General features: G+C 65.9%; 9 protein-coding genes. 4 read left to right on the top strand and 5 right to left on the bottom strand.

Annotated elements, in window-relative coordinates:
• Positions 1-17: 17 nt before the first annotated feature.
• The 3 genes from AC1DHL_RS16250 to AC1DHL_RS16260 are packed head-to-tail and all read right to left on the bottom strand — an operon-like array spanning position 18 to position 7051.
• A complete protein-coding gene (locus AC1DHL_RS16250; RefSeq protein WP_478162619.1) occupies positions 18-2087 on the bottom strand; it encodes a two-component system sensor histidine kinase NtrB in 2070 nt (689 codons plus the stop codon).
• Between the two features lie 5 nt (positions 2088-2092).
• Positions 2093-2908 carry a carbon-nitrogen hydrolase family protein gene (locus AC1DHL_RS16255; protein WP_478162620.1) on the bottom strand — a complete coding sequence of 272 codons (816 nt, stop codon included), beginning with the start codon at positions 2906-2908 and terminating at the stop codon, positions 2093-2095.
• Between the two features lie 24 nt (positions 2909-2932).
• The gene (locus AC1DHL_RS16260; protein ID WP_478162621.1) at positions 2933-7051 is read right to left on the bottom strand and encodes a YhdP family protein; all 4119 of its coding nucleotides are present in this window, start codon (positions 7049-7051) and stop codon (positions 2933-2935) included.
• Positions 7052-7076: 25 nt separating this feature from the next.
• Here AC1DHL_RS16260 and glnE point away from each other — a divergent pair, with 25 nt between their 5' ends.
• Together glnE and AC1DHL_RS16270 are read left to right on the top strand one after the other, a co-directional pair.
• Positions 7077-9863 carry a bifunctional [glutamate--ammonia ligase]-adenylyl-L-tyrosine phosphorylase/[glutamate--ammonia-ligase] adenylyltransferase gene (gene glnE, locus AC1DHL_RS16265; protein ID WP_478162622.1) on the top strand — a complete coding sequence of 929 codons (2787 nt, stop codon included), beginning with the start codon at positions 7077-7079 and terminating at the stop codon, positions 9861-9863.
• The gene (locus tag AC1DHL_RS16270; RefSeq protein WP_478162623.1) at positions 9856-10908 is read left to right on the top strand and encodes a septal ring lytic transglycosylase RlpA family protein; all 1053 of its coding nucleotides are present in this window, start codon (positions 9856-9858) and stop codon (positions 10906-10908) included. The genes glnE and AC1DHL_RS16270 overlap by 8 nt, the downstream gene beginning before the upstream one ends.
• A 28-nt stretch (positions 10909-10936) precedes the next feature.
• On the opposite strand, the gene AC1DHL_RS16275 is transcribed toward AC1DHL_RS16270, so the two are convergent.
• Entirely contained in the window at positions 10937-11794 is an 858-nt protein-coding gene (locus AC1DHL_RS16275) for a ferritin family protein (RefSeq protein ID WP_478099795.1), read from the bottom strand.
• A gap of 127 nt (positions 11795-11921) precedes the next feature.
• On the opposite strand from AC1DHL_RS16275, the gene AC1DHL_RS16280 reads away from it, so the two are divergent.
• Positions 11922-12521 carry a glutathione peroxidase gene (locus tag AC1DHL_RS16280; protein WP_478162624.1) on the top strand — a complete coding sequence of 200 codons (600 nt, stop codon included), beginning with the start codon at positions 11922-11924 and terminating at the stop codon, positions 12519-12521.
• A gap of 284 nt (positions 12522-12805) precedes the next feature.
• On the opposite strand, the gene AC1DHL_RS16285 is transcribed toward AC1DHL_RS16280, so the two are convergent.
• Complete coding sequence (locus AC1DHL_RS16285; RefSeq protein ID WP_478099791.1) at positions 12806-13417, bottom strand: glutathione S-transferase N-terminal domain-containing protein; 612 nt, start codon at positions 13415-13417, stop codon at positions 12806-12808.
• A 158-nt stretch (positions 13418-13575) separates the two neighbouring features.
• On the opposite strand from AC1DHL_RS16285, the gene purB reads away from it, so the two are divergent.
• Entirely contained in the window at positions 13576-14955 is a 1380-nt protein-coding gene (gene purB, locus AC1DHL_RS16290; protein WP_478099789.1) for an adenylosuccinate lyase, read from the top strand.
• Positions 14956-15021: the final 66 nt, after the last annotated feature.

Raw genomic sequence — 15021 nt, forward strand, 5'->3', positions numbered from 1 at the left:
GATCAATCAGCGAGCCTTCAGGCAGCCGGCAGGGTAAAGCGAAAGACAGTGCCGCGCGGGTGCTGCGGCTCGAACATCAGCACGCCGCCGTGCTGCTCGACAACCGTGCGACACAGGCTGAGGCCCAGGCCCATGCCGTCGGATCGCGTGGTGAAGAAAGGAGTGAACAGGCGAGCGGCCACATCGTCGCTGATGCCCGAGCCGACGTCCGATACGGAGAACTCGAGCCAGCGGCGTGCGTCCGCGGCCGAGACGGTCTCGGGGCCGCGGCCCACGGCGCCCGCGCGAACGACCTTGAGGCGCAGCACACGATCGCCCAGCCCCGGCATGTCCATGGCCTGCATGCCGTTGCGCGCCAGGTTGAGCAGAACCTGCTCGACCAGCGTGCGGTCGCAATACACCGAGGAGAGGTGGTCGTCGAGAACGACTTCGACCTGCACGCCCAGTTTGCGCGCCTGCAGGAGCACGAGCGGAAGCACCGCGTCGATCAGGGCATGCGGCGCGACCGCCTCTCGCGTGCGATCGCGCCGCCGCACGAAGTCATGCACGCTGCGAATCACCTGGCCCGCCCTGTCGGCCTGCTCGGCGATGCGGCGCACCGCCATGGCGACATCGTCACGGTGGCTCTGCAGCGACGATTCATCGTCGGCATGCAGCAGATTGAGCGAGCCGCTCGCATAACTCGCGATGGCGGCCAGCGGTTGCGTGAGTTCATGGCTCAGGAGCGACGCCATTTCGCCGACGGTCGCGAGACGCGCGCTGGCCTGGAGCCGCTCCTGGCTCGCGCGCGACAGCTCCTCGATGCGGCGCTGCTCGCTGATGTCGATGAAGGCGCTCATCCAGCCCGTCTGCGAGCCATGCGCGTTGATCAGCGGCGCCTCGAAGATCAGCACCGGAAAGCGGCTGCCGTCCTTGCGCATGAAAACCGATTCGAACCCTTCGCGCGGGGGCACGCCGCCGGCCATGCGTACGGCCTGCCGGCGCTGGTATTCGTGCGCGAGTTCGGTCGGCCAGTAGGGCGCCTCGTCGCCGCCGCTGGCGGTGAGCTCCTCGACGCTGAAGCCCACCATCTCGCAGAAGGCCGGGTTCACATAGGTGATGCGGCCCTGGAGGTCGCGCGCCCGAAGGCCCGTGATGACCGAGTCTTCCATGGCCTTGCGGAATGCGAGCGCATCGGCCAGATCGTGCTCGGCACGCAGGCGCCGACGCGTATCGCGCGCCAGCAGCACCAGCACGGACACGAGCGCGATCGAAATCGCCGTGACAAGCGCGGTCAGCATGTTCGGGAAGAGATCCGGAACGGCACGCCAGCCGTCGACGCGCAGCATCAGGGGCGCACCCGGAAGATCGATCAGCTGCTGCGAAGTGAAGACGCGTGTGCCGACGCGGCGCTGCACGCCGATCGCCACCAGCCGCGTGCCGTCGACCTCGGTGAAGGCGACTTCCTGCCCGCGGCTCAGCGTCGGGGCCACCAGTTCGGTCAGCATGTCCCTCAGCGAATAGGAGGCCACGAGATAGCCGCCGCCCTCGACCGGCAGGCACATTTCCATGACCTCCAGCCCGTTGCCCTGAGTGACCGGGACATAGTGGCTGGGTGAGTACGCGACCGCCCCCAGCTTGCGTGCCGTCGCGCAGGCGAGATCCACATCAGGGTGTGCCTGGCCCCGGTCGACGTCGTCGAAGATGCGCCTGCGATAAGGCGTATCGACCGCGGCCTGCGGCCGCAATGCGGCGTCGCGCCACTCGAGCCGCAGCCATTCGCGGTGCTCGCGCAGCAGGCTCCCGGCGCGGAGGTCCCACTGATCGCGATTCACGCCGTCCGCGAGCGAAGCGCGCAAGGTCTGCGCGTTGCGCTGCAGGCCGACGCGCAAGTCGGCAACCGCATCGGCCGTGTCACGGTCCAGCACCGTCTGCGCCTGCTCGACCTCGTGCCGGCCGGCCAGCCAGACGACGGTGACGAGCAATGCAAGAACGAGGATGGCCAACAGCACCCAGAGGAACCAGCGCCGCCATACGGAGCGCAGGAAGCGCAGCCGCGCGAAGGCGGGACGAAGGACGCGTGCGACAGGCAGCGTGGGCGAGGACACCGTCTTCAGATCACGCGATGAGACAACGCCGGCAGCTGCGTGCGCGCACGCTCGACCTGCAGCGCGTCGATGTCGAACAGAACCACGGCCTCGTCATGGGCCTGTTGCGCGACGACGGTGCCCCAGGGGTCGACCACCATCGACTGGCCCCAGGTCCGCCGGCCGTTCTCGTGCTTGCCGCCCTGCGCGGGCGCAACCACCCAGGCGAGGTTTTCGATGGCACGCGCACGCAGCAGCACCTCCCAGTGCGCGGCGCCAGTGGTGTGCGTGAACGCGCTGGGCACGAGCAACAGTTCGGCACCCTCCCGGGCCAGCGCCCGATAGAGCTCGGGAAAGCGCAGGTCGTAGCACACGCTCATGCCGATGCGCCACAGATGGCCGTCCCGCGAGGGCAGATCGAAAATCACGGGCTCGCTGCCGGGCGCGATCACGCGGCGTTCGTCGTAGCGTTCGCGGCCGTTGTCGAAGAAGAAGAGGTGGATCTTGTCGTAGCGCGCGACGCATACGCCGTCGGGCGCGTAGACGAGCGAGCTGTTGAACACATGGTTGTCGTCGTCGGTTTCGAGCGGCAGGGTGCCGCCGACGATCCACAAGCCGAATTCCCGTGCGGCATCCGCGAGAAAACTCTGCACGGAACCCGCGCCGGCGGTTTCGCGCAGCCCGAGCTTGTCGGTATCGCGCGCGCCCATCATGCAGAAATACTCGGGCAGCACGGCGAGTTCGGCGCCTCCCTCCGCGGCTTCGGCCAGCAGCGCGTGGGCGCGCGCCAGGTTGGCCTCGCGGGCGATGGCCGACACCATCTGGATTGCAGCGACTTTCATGGCGGATCTCTCCTTGTGCTCGTACTAGCGCGGGGCGGGCGCCACCGGCGCGCTTTGGGCCTCCGGCAATAGCCGGCGAGGCACCTTGGTGATTTTGGGATCGGTCCAGGTGCCGTCAATCTTGAACTCCTGCGTGGCCGCCGCAACCAGCGGCCTGCTCAGCACCATCTGCGCGAGGAAGGTGCCGAGGCCGATGGCGGGATTGATCGCCGTCGCCACCAGGGCGGCCGTGCCCGCGTTGATCTCGGGCACGACGACCACGCGGATGCTCTGCGTTTCGCGGGCAAGGTCGGCCGAACCGTCCATCAGGACGGCGGCATTGACGCCCTTCATCTGCAGGTTGTTCGTCGTCGCCACCCCCTGGTCAAACGTGACGTCGCCACGCAGGAAGTCGAATGCGAAACCTTCGCTGAAAACATCGCGGAAGTCGAGGGTCAGCCGCCGTGGCAAGGCCTGGAGGCTGAGTACGCCCAGCAGCTTGGCGATGCCGGGATCGGCCTTGAGGAACTGCCCTGATTCGACGTTGATCTGCAACTGCCCGCCAAGGCTGGGGTAGTCGATCGAGAACGGAGAGCCGGTCCACTGCACGGCGCCTTCGAGCCGGCCACGGCCGCGCCGCACCACGTCCTTCATTCCGAAGCGCGTGAGAAGGTTGCCCGCGTCGGCGATCTCGAGCTTGAAATCCATGCTGGTGCGGCGCTGATCGCGGCCGGCTGCGGCACCGCTGCCCGGCGGCGCGGCCCATGCGCCTTGCGCCGTGAAGGTGGCATCCGGATTGATGAGCGCCAGACGGTTGAGCCGCCATTCGCGTCCGACGCCGCCGCGATTGACCGCATCAATCTCCGCCCGCCCGAGCTGATGTCCGAAGAGTTCGAAGTCGTCGACGATGATGTCGAGCGCAGGCAGCGTGCTGGGTTGTTCGTCGAGCAGGGATTCGACAGCGGTGGCTTCGCTGCGCGCGATCTTGAGCCGTGCCAACCGCGCATACAGGCGCCCGGCCTGCGTATGGCGGTATTCGGCATAACCGCTGAGTTCGGTGGCGTCGATGTTGGCGCGCCAGAGGGGGCCCTCGCGCGTGCCGCCCAGCACGACGTCGTGCAGCGTCCTGCCACCCAGGGCGAGTTCCCGTGCCCGCAGCGCAATGAGCGTGGGCAGGAAGGAGAGTGCATCGTCGGCGCTGTCGGTGGCGCCGGTCGCTTCGGGCGCCTTGCCGGTGGTGTCGCCGAAGAGCGCCTGCCAGGCGGCGATATCGAGCCGATCGAATCGCAGGTTCGCGAACACGCCGCGATCCGGCGGTGCCGCGGATTCGCCCGTCGCCAGCCCGACGCCGATGCCGCCGCGCAGTACCTTTGCATTGCTGCCCGAAATGTCGCGCACGTACGTTGCCGACACGGCGCGACCCAGCTCGACCGAAATCTGATCGTTGACCACCGGCGTGGACCGGGATTCGCGCAGCACGACTTTCTTCTCGATACGCAAGGGCATCGACTCCTCGGCTGCCTTGGTCAGCGGCGGCGGCATTTGAAGCCCCAGTCCTTGCAGGCTGCTGGTGAGCAGAAATTCCGGAACGCCGTCTCGCACCGAGAAAGTGGCGGCATAGGCGGTGCCGCCCGTCGTGCTTCGTGCCAGCCGCGCGAGCCAGTCGACCTCGCGCGCCGCGCGCAGTCCTTCGGCGGTCGCGTTCCCTTGCACGCGAATGGTCAGGTCCTGGTTGGTGCTGCCGAATCGGCCGGTGCCTTCGATGCGCACCGCGCCTCCCAACGCACTGGCCTGGATGCCCGCCAGCGAAAAGCCGGTCTCGGTGAAGTTCACCGTGCCACGCGCCTGGGCGAGGGCGGGCGCCGTGGGAGCGAGTTGCAGATCGTTGTCGGTGAGCGCAATGCTGGCCTGCACCTTCGACTTCTCCATGGCCGAGAGCGGAAGTTCGAGCCGAAGCTTGTAGTCCGCGTTGCCGGTCGCGCGCATGTCGGCGAGCGTCTTCTCGGCCTCTCCGGCGAGCGGTGCGCCGACCCGCAACACCTCGGCGAGCGGGCCCTTGGCCTGGGCGTCGACCTTGAGCAGCGCCGCGTGGCTCGACATGTCGGCGATCTGCGCCTCGGCCTTCGTCACCTCGACGCCGGGCGCGCCGACGATGCGGCCCCGCGCATTGCGCACCAGCATGCCGGCCCGCTCGAAGACAAGTTCGCCGGAGAGGCCGTTCAGCGCAGGCCAGGACTTGGGCGTATTGGGCGCGGAGGGCACGTACGCGTAGGTGACGTCGGCGACCCGCGCTGCAATGCGGAAGTCGCCCTGCTTCGGGTCCATGAAGGGCATGTCGTGCAGATCGCCCCGGACCTTGAAATCGACGGAGCTGGCCGTGCCCTTCGTCACCGCGTCGCGCACATAGTCGCGCGTTTGCTTGGGTATGTGCAGCGGCAGATAGCGGTAGACCCGCGTGCCGTCGGCGCGGGTGAGCTTGCCCTGCAGGTCCAGAACACCCGGATAGCGCGCACCGCTGCGCGACACCGCCGGATCGCTGGTGCGCCAACTGGCCTGCGCCTCGCCCTCCGCGTCGACATTGGCGAAGCGCAGGTTCGAGACCTGAACCTGCACCGCCTCTCCGTCGACCTTCCACTGCGCCTGCATCGAGAGCTGGTCGATCGGGACCACGGGCTCTTCGAAAACGCCCGGAAAGTCGAGCGCGCCCTTCGTGATCGAGGCCGTGGCGCTGCCGCCGGCCTGGCTGGCATCGAACTCGACCGTGGCGCCGCGCACGCCGGGAGTACCCACGGGAACGGGTGGCGGCTCCGCCGCTGCTGCTGCCGTTGCCGCGGCGCGAGTTCCTTCGTGAGACGGCGACGCTTCAACGGGTTCGCCCGGCTGCGACGAAATGCTGAAGTCGCTCACGCGGCCACGCAGCTGGTATTTGCCGGGCGCGTCGGGCGGGCCCTGCCAGTTCGCATCGACGCGTTCGACCAGGCCGCTCAGACCATACTCGCCAATGAGCTTGCGCGTGGCATCGCCGAGCGGCAGGCGATCGGCGATCAACGCCAGCGCGCCAAGGTCGAGCCGGTCGGCACGGAACGCGCCGCGCTCGGCGGCACGGTCTTTCGCGGGCGTGAGCTGCAGCCAGATGTTGCCCCCCGGCCAACGCTTGCCATCGGCCGTGTCGAACTGCAGATTGGTGGTCGAGAACTCGAAGGTCTCGTCGTTCAGCCGCCCCTCCATGCGTCCCGTAACGCCGCGAAGGATCAGCGGCTGGAGATCCTTGGCCAGCGAGGCGTCGACCTTCGCCAGCGCCAGATCGGCGACGGCTCCGGTGAGCCTGCCGTCGGTGAAGTCAGCCCACAGGCGCAATCCACCGCTGCCTTCGCGGATCCGCGCGTCGAGGTCCACGTAACGGCCAAGGCGCTTGACATCGATGTAGGGAAGGTTCGCGAAGATCTGGCCGTCCCAGGTCTTCCAGTTGCCGCTGCGAACCGACAGCAACGGCTGGCGGAAATCGCCGATCAGCGTGATCCGCTCGCCCCAACCGGCAGGCGGCGTGGCGTCAAGTCGCATGGCATGACGCCGGCCGCTGTTGCGAGCCACGAACTGCACATCGGTGAGGCGCAGCGGCTCCATCTTGCGGCCATCGTCGATCCAGCGGACCGTCCCGCCCTGGACGACGAGTTCGCGCTGCGCGAAGAACCAGTCGGCTCCGTCGCCTTTGCCACTGGTCTCGGTCGACATGTGGATCCCCGCGACGTGCAGCTCGCCGGAGGCATCGCGCCGCACATCCACCTCCGGTTGCTCGATGTAGAGCTGCTCGAAGCTGAGGTTCCAGAGCGAGCGCGGCGACACGCTGGCCACCACGCGCATGAGCCGCAGCGCCTCCTGCTCGCTGGCGTCCTGAAGCACGACATCACGGAGTTCGATGGTGGGGAACAAGCCGCCGGGCTGCGCCGAAACCGAACCGATGCGCACGGGCACCCCGATGGTCCGGCTGGCCTGCGCCTCGAGGGCACCACGATAGTCGCCGATTCGCGGCACAATCCAGACGTGTAGGACAACGACGGAGAGCACCAGCAGGAGCCATGCACCGAAAAGCAATGCCAGCAACCAGCGCGCCGTCACAGCGGTGATCTTGAGCAGACGTGAAGGGGAAGACGTCGTGTCGTTCATTGAGGATCGCGCTGTGTCGGGAATTATGACTGCCAGCTCCCAACCGGGTTCCAACGACCCCAACTCCGTGTCGCAGAGTTCGCCGCAAGCATCCGGATCGACAACGCCGCTGTCGGGCTATTCGCGCTTCGTGCAGCGCCTGCGGCGGCGCTATGCGGGCGAGCTTTCGCTGCTGCCCCCTGGCGCGCCCGTTCTCGCGCACATGGCCGAGGCGTATGAATCCCTTCGCCGTCGCGGGGACAATGCCGCCGACGCGCTGCGCACCGTGCGCCAACTGGTGATGGAACGGCTTGTCACGCTCGATTGCGACGCGCAAGCGCCGCTCGCCGTCGTGACCACTGCCGTGACCGAGCTCGCCGAATTCGCGCTCGATGTCGCATGCCACGAGGCCTGTGCCGAACTCGACGTGATCCACGGCGCACCCCTCGGGGCCGACGGCCAGCGCGCTCAGATCTGGATTGTCGGCATGGGCAAGCTCGGTGCTCGAGAACTGAACGTATCGAGCGACATCGACCTCATCTACCTCTACGACCAGGATGGCGAGACCGTCGGTGACGTCGACGGTCGGGGCAAGCTGTCGAACCAGGAGTATTTCGCGCGGGCGGTGAAGCGCATCTATGCATTGGTGGGCGACACCACCGAGCACGGGTTCGTGTTCCGCGTGGACCTGGCGCTGCGCCCCAACGGCAACTCGGGACCCAGCGTGGTCTCGCTCGACGCGCTCGAGGAATATTTTCAGGTGCAAGGCCGCGAATGGGAGCGCTTCGCCTGGCTCAAGAGCCGCGTCGTCGCCCCGAGGTCCGTGGTGACCAGCGGCTCCGCCCAGGCGCTCAGGGGCGTGGTGCTCCCATTTGTCTTCCGGCGCTACCTGGACTACAGCGTGTTCGACTCGCTGCGCACGCTGCACCGCCAGATCCGCGAACAGGCATCGCGCCGCAGCGCCGGCCGGCCCGAACGCGCGAACGACGTGAAGCTGTCGCGCGGCGGCATCCGCGAGATCGAATTCACGGTGCAGTTGCTGCAGGTGGTGCGCGGCGGGCAGTTCCCCGAGTTGCGTACCCGCCCGACGCTCGACGCGCTGCAGCGGCTTGCACGCGCCAACCTGATGCCGCAGGAAGCTGCCGATGCATTGGCGGCCGCCTACGAATTCCTGAGGCGCGTCGAACATCGCATCCAGTACCTGGATGATCAGCAGACGCACGTGCTCCCGGTCAACGACGACGACATTCGATGGATCGCGCAAACACTCGGTTATGAGGATTGCTGCGCCTTTCTCGCACAGCTCGACACGCACCGCGAGTTCGTCGCCCAGGAATTCGACAAGCTCCTCGGCGGCAAGGCACCCTGCACGCGCTGCAATGGCGGCGCGGCAAGCGCGGCGCCCGTGGACCTGACCGACCTGATCGACGGCCTGCCCGCACCGTTTGCCGAACGCCTCAAGGCCTGGCGCGACAACCCGCGCGTGCTGGCCTTGCGCGACGAAACGCGCGCTCGCCTGCGCCAGTTGGTGCACCGCACCGGCCAGTGGCTGCGCGAGCCCGACAGCGAAGCACCGGGCAAGATCGGCCACCACATCGACGGCGCGCTGCGCTGGGCCGACTGGATCGAGCCGCTGCTGCGGCGCGAGAACTACATCGCCTTGCTCGTCGAGCGGCCCGCAGTGCAAGAACGCTTGCTGCGGCTGCTGGGCTCCGCCAAATGGCCCGCGCGCTACCTGATGCAGCATCCCGGTGTGATCGACGAGCTTGCCAGCGACGAGATGCTGTCCGGCCGCTTCGTCGCAGCCGAGTTCGAGCGCGAGCTCGAAGCCCGACACCAGTCGCTCACCCGCACCGGCGAGGCCGACGAGGAGCGACTGCTCAATCTTCTGCGCCACGCCCACCACGCGGAGCTGTTTCGCACACTCGCGCGCGACGTCGACGGCCGAATCACCGTCGAACAGGTCGCCGACGATCTCAGTGCGCTGGCCGACGCGGTGCTGCGCGCCACGGCACGCTGGTGCTGGCCGCACGTGCGCAACCCGCACCGCGAACAGCCGCAGTTCGCGATCATCGGCTACGGAAAACTCGGCGGCAAGGAACTGGGCTACGGCAGCGACCTCGACATCGTCTTTGTCTACGACGACGACGACGAGCGCGCCGGCGAGGTCTATGCGGCGTATGTGCGCAAGCTCATCAACTGGCTCACTGTGAAGACGCGCGAGGGCGACTTGTTCGAGATCGACACCGCGCTGCGGCCCAACGGCAATTCGGGGCTTCTCACGACAAGCTTCGAGGCCTACGAGAAATACCAGTTGGGCCGGGGCAGCAACACGGCCTGGACGTGGGAACACCAGGCCATGACGCGTGCGCGCTTCGTGCTCGGTGATCCTTTGCTGGGCGAGCGCTTCGACCGCATCCGTGAAGCCGTGATCACGGCGCCGCGCGATCGCGAGGCCCTCAAGGCCGAGATCGTCGCAATGCGCGAGAAGGTGCGCGCGGCGCGACCGGTGAAGCCCGACCGCTTCGACGTCAAGCACAGCGCCGGCGGCATGGTCGATGCCGAATTCGCGGTGCAGTTTCTCGTGCTCTCCGCGGCGAAGGCGCATCCGGAATTGGTCCCCAATGTCGGCAACATCGCACTGCTCTTGCGTGCGGAAGCTGCCGGCTTGCTTCCCGAAGGCGTTGGCCAGAACGCTGCGGCAGCCTATCGCGAACTGCGGCGCGTGCAGCATCGGGCGCGACTCAACGAAGAGCCGACCCAGGTGCCGATGAGTTCCTTGGTCGCGGAACGCGAAGCCATGCTGGTCTTGTGGAAGGCGGTCTTTGGCTGAGACGCCGCTGCCGATCCAGCGCGCTCTTGCGTTGGTCGCAGGCGCGACGCTCCTTTTTCTCGCCGGTTGCGCGAGTGGCCCGAAAAGCGGCGGCTTCGGACGCGACGGTGCCGACGCCAACCCACCGGCCGGCCTGAGCCAGGTCCCCGACGCGGAGCCGCGCATCGAACCGATCCGCAGCAGCGGCGGCACCAGCAAGCCCTATGTCGTGCTGGGCCGGTCGTACGTCCCGATCGCGGACGACCGCCCTTTTCGCGAAACCGGACTGGCTTCGTGGTACGGGCGCAAGTTCCACAGCCAGTCGACTGCCAGCGGAGAGCCCTACGACATGTACGCGATGACGGCGGCGCACAAGACCCTGCCGCTGCCGAGTTACGTGCGCGTGCGCAATCCGGCGAACGGCCGCGAAGTGATCGTCCGCGTGAACGATCGCGGGCCTTTCCACGAGGATCGCATCATCGACCTGAGCTACACGGCTGCACTCAAGCTCGACTTGCTGCGCGGCGTCGCGCCAGTCGAAATCGAGCGCATCACGAACGAGGACATCCGCACCGGTGCCTGGCGGCGGGGGAATGTTGAAACGACGCAGTTCGCACAGCGTTCGCCACCGCCCCCACCTGCCGAAGTTACGCCAGTGTCGGACAGCGTCACAGTGCCAGCGGCGTTGACTGTGCCGGTCGCGGCCGCATCGCGCACCGATGCGATGGAAGTCGTCGCGCTGGCCCCGATGACCCCGCTTGAAGCCCCGGCAGCGTCGCCTTCAACCGCTTCGCGTCTGCCCGCGTCGGAAGGCGTCGCATCAGCACCATTGCCCGGGTTCTGGGTACAACTGGGCGCATTCAGCCAGCGGGACGGCGCAATGCGCTTCCAGCAGCAAGTCGCACGGGAACTGCCGACCTTGGCGCCATCCCTGAACGTATTCAGTGAACGCGGCACCCATCGCCTGCAGGTCGGCCCCTACGCGTCACGCGATTCCGCCCGCGATGCCGCCGAACAGGTGCGCAACGGCCTCCAGTTGACCCCTCTCATCGTCGAGCGGCGCTGAGGTTTTGCGGGAGGGCGGCCGAGCCCGGTCAGGCCCCTTGGTATTCGGGCTTGGGCCCGAGCGAAGCCGCCAGTTCCTTGCGATAGCGGTTCAGCTCTTGCACGGTCTTGAAGCTCCTGTTCATCAACAGGCTCAGGTTGTGCAGGATGCGATCGCCAACCTTGTTTTCCCAGACGGTGTCGAACTTGATCTGCTTGTCCAGCCAATGCTCGAGCCAGTTCGGGTCTGGGACCCGACTCTGGATGGTGTCGTTGGGGAACAACGCCTTGTTGACGTGCAGATTGGTCGGATGCAGCGCCTGCGCAGTGCGACGCGCGCTGGCCATGAGCACGCCGACCTTCGTGAATGCGGAACGCGCCTCGTCGCCGAATTTTTCGAGTGCACGCTTCATGTAGCGCAGGTAGGCGCCGCCGTGGCGTGCCTCGTCCTGGCTGAGCGTGGTGTAGATGTGCTTGATGACCGGCTCGGTGTGCCACTCGGCCGCGCGGCGATACCAGTGGTTGAGCCGGATTTCGCCGCAGAAATGCAGCATCAGGGTTTCGAGCGGCGGGGCAGGATCGAAGTCGAACCGCACGTCGTGCAGTTCCTGCTCGGTTGGCGCGTGCTGCGGGCTGAAGCGCTTGAGGTATTCCATCAGCACGAGCGAGTGCTTCTGCTCCTCGAAGAACCAGATCGACATGAAGGCGGAGAAGTCGCTGTCATGCCGGTTGTCGCGCAGGAACATCTCGGTGGCAGGCAAGGCCGCCCATTCCGTGATGGCATTCATCTTGATGGTCTGGGCCTGTTCTTCGGAGAGCCGAGTACCATCAAAAGACTGCCATGGAATATCCTTGTCCATGTCCCAGCGGACGGATTCGAGTTGTCTGAAGAGTTCCGGGTACAGCATTAGTATCTTTCTTGAGCCGCTGGATTTTAGACGGCGGGGTTGGCGCGTCCATGACAAGCGCGCGAAGAAGCGAATAGGCGTACCCTTTCCGTGCGGATTCATGCCGCGTTTACTCAGGAAAACCGCCATGCGAGTCCACATCCGGCTGTCCATGACTTTTCTATTGGCCGTCGCGGCCGCGGCCTGTTTTCTCCCCCACAACGCAAGTGCTCAGGACGTCCGAAACACTGCGAATGCGGCGGCTGCGTGTCCGGCCATCCTGCAGCACACCTTCCCGAGGCTCCAAGACGAAAAACCCCAGACTTTGTGCCAGTACACGGGCAAGGTGGTGCTGGTCGTCAATACGGCAAGCTTCTGTGGATTCACGCCGCAATACAAGGGGCTGGAAGCACTCGACGGCAAATACCGCGCTCGAGGACTGGTCGTGCTTGGCTTTCCATCGAATGATTTCGCGCAGGAAACCGGCTCCAACAAGGAAATCGCGGATTTCTGCGAAAGCACCTTCGGCGTCAAATTTCCGATGTTCTCGAAAAGCTCGGTACGCGGATCAGATGCCAACCCGCTGTTCAAGGAGTTGGCGCGCGCTTCGGGAACGACGCCGAAATGGAATTTCTACAAGTACTTGATCGGCCGGGACGGGACGGTCGTCGCGTCCTACTCGAGCCTGACCTCGCCGGAAGACCGATCGTTCATCCGGGACGTCGAGAAGCAACTCGGGCCGAACTGATTTACTCGCCGTTCACAAACGCTTACCTCTGACCCGGGAACCGGTCGCGCAGGCTGCGCTCATAACGGGTTCGGGTGTGGATCACCCGATCGGTTTCATGTTGCGAGGTCTTCCGGGCGCCTGCCGTCTGGTTGAAATCCCGAGGCGATTCTTCTCCTCCTCCCTCCCTCCCTCCTTCGTTTCGGGGCGCCTCGCAACGTTTTTATTACCCACCAAAAAGCCCACCACAAAAAAGCCCCGCGATGCGGGGCTTTTGTCGTTCTGCAGGCCTGAATCTCCATGGCTCAGGGCTGGGTATCGGCGAAGCTGGGGCGCAGCATCAGCTTGTCGTAAAGCTTCGCCAGATTCGCATGGTCGCCGCGCCAATCGATGTCCGGGAAGCGATAGCCGACCCAACCCAGCGCACAGCCGACCGCGATGTCCGAGAGACTCAGGTGGATGCCGCTGCAGAAGGGCTTGTCGCCGAGGCCCTTGGCCATGGCGGTGATGCCAGTCAGGACCTTGCCGCGCTGGCGATCCATCCAGGCCTGGCTGCGTTCGCCGTCGGCGCGATGTGCCCACGTGGCTTCGAGACGCCAGAGGACCCCGGCATCCATCACGCCATCGGCCAACGCCTCCCAGGTCTTGACTTCCGCACGCTCGCGGCTTTGCTGTGGAATCAGCTTGCCGACCGGCGAGAGCGTGTCGAGGTATTCGACGATCACGCGCGAGTCGAACATGGCTTCGCTGCCGTCCATGATCAGGCAAGGCACCTTGCCAAGCGGATTGGCGCTGGAAATCGTGGTATCGGCAGACCAGACGTCTTCAATCACGAACTGGTAGTCGAGCCGCTTCTCGGCCATGACCACCCGCACTTTGCGCACGTAAGGACTGGCAGCGGATCCGATCAGTTTCATTCGGGCTTTCCCCCCATCAGGGTCATCGTTGTAGCGCTTTGATTCTAGGGTAACGGACGCACTGCAGATTCGATCTCATCGGGCCAGCCTTGTCTTCCCTTCCGGCCACCGTCGAGGGCCGAAATTGCTTCGCCCGGGGCGAGACCTAAAATTCGCCCATGAGTTTCTCCACCGTCTCCGCGCTTTCCCCCCTTGACGGCCGCTATGCGGCCAAGCTCTCAGCGCTGCGGCCGCTGATGAGCGAACAGGGCTACATGCACCGGCGGGTGCAGGTCGAAGTGGCGTGGTTCATCGCCCTTTCGGATTGCGGCTTCGCCGAATTCAAGCCGCTCACGGGCGGCGCCCGCAAGTATTTGCTCGGGCTGGTCTCCAATTTCTCGGAGGCCGATGCGGTCGCGATCAAGCAGATCGAGAAGACCACCAACCACGACGTCAAGGCCGTCGAGTACTGGATCAAGTCGAAATTCGAAGCCCGGCCCGAACTGCTTGCTGCTTCCGAATTCGTGCATTTCGCCTGCACCAGCGAGGACATCAACAACACCAGCCATGCGCTGCAGATCCAGGCGGCGCGCGAAAAGGTGATGCTGCCGGCCATCGACGGACTGATCGCGACGCTGCGCGAGATGGCGATGAAGTTCGCCGACGTGTCGATGCTCTCCCGCACCCACGGGCAGACGGCCAGCCCGACCACGGTCGGCAAGGAAATCGCGAACGTCACCGTGCGCCTGTCCAAGGCACGCGAGCAGATCGCAGGCGTGCAGCTGCTCGGCAAGATGAACGGCGCTGTCGGCAACTACAACGCGCACATGGCGGCCTGGCCGGATTTCGACTGGGAGGCGTTCAGCCGCAAGGTGGTCGAGACGCCCGCGCCGCTGGGCCTGGGGCTCGCCTTCCAGCCGTACAGCATCCAGATCGAGCCGCATGACTACATGGCCGAACTGTTCGACGCGATCGCCCGGGCCAACACCATCCTGATCGACTTCTCGCGCGACGTCTGGGGTTACGTGAGCCTGGGCTACTTCAAGCAACGCTTGAAGAAGGGCGAAATCGGCTCGTCGACGATGCCGCACAAGGTCAACCCGATCGATTTCGAGAATGCCGAAGGCAACCTCGGCCTCGCCAACGCGGTGCTTCGCCATTTGAGCGAAAAGCTACCCATCAGCCGTTGGCAGCGCGACCTGACCGACAGCACGGTGTTGCGCAACATCGGCGTCGCGCTCGGTTACGCCACCCTCGCCTATGCAAGCCTTGCGACCGGCTTGGGCAAGCTCGAGCTCAACGAAGAAGCGATCGCCGAAGACCTCGACGCCTCGTGGGAAGTGCTCGCCGAACCGATCCAGACCGTGATGCGTCGCTTCGGCGTGCAGGGTGCGTACGAGCAATTGAAGGAAGTGACCCGGGGCAAGACGGTCACGGCCGAGGCATTGCATGGGTTGATCCGCTCGCTCGACATCCCCGAGGCCGAGAAGGAACGGCTGCTGGCGATGACGCCGGCCAGCTATACCGGCAAAGCTGCCGAACTGGCCCGGCGGGCATGAAGGCCCCCACACTCGGCACTTCGTGTCCTCGCTGCCTCCTGAGTGGGCTGATTCGCCTTGGGGCGG

Source organism: Variovorax sp. 10L426 (genome assembly GCF_056395305.1).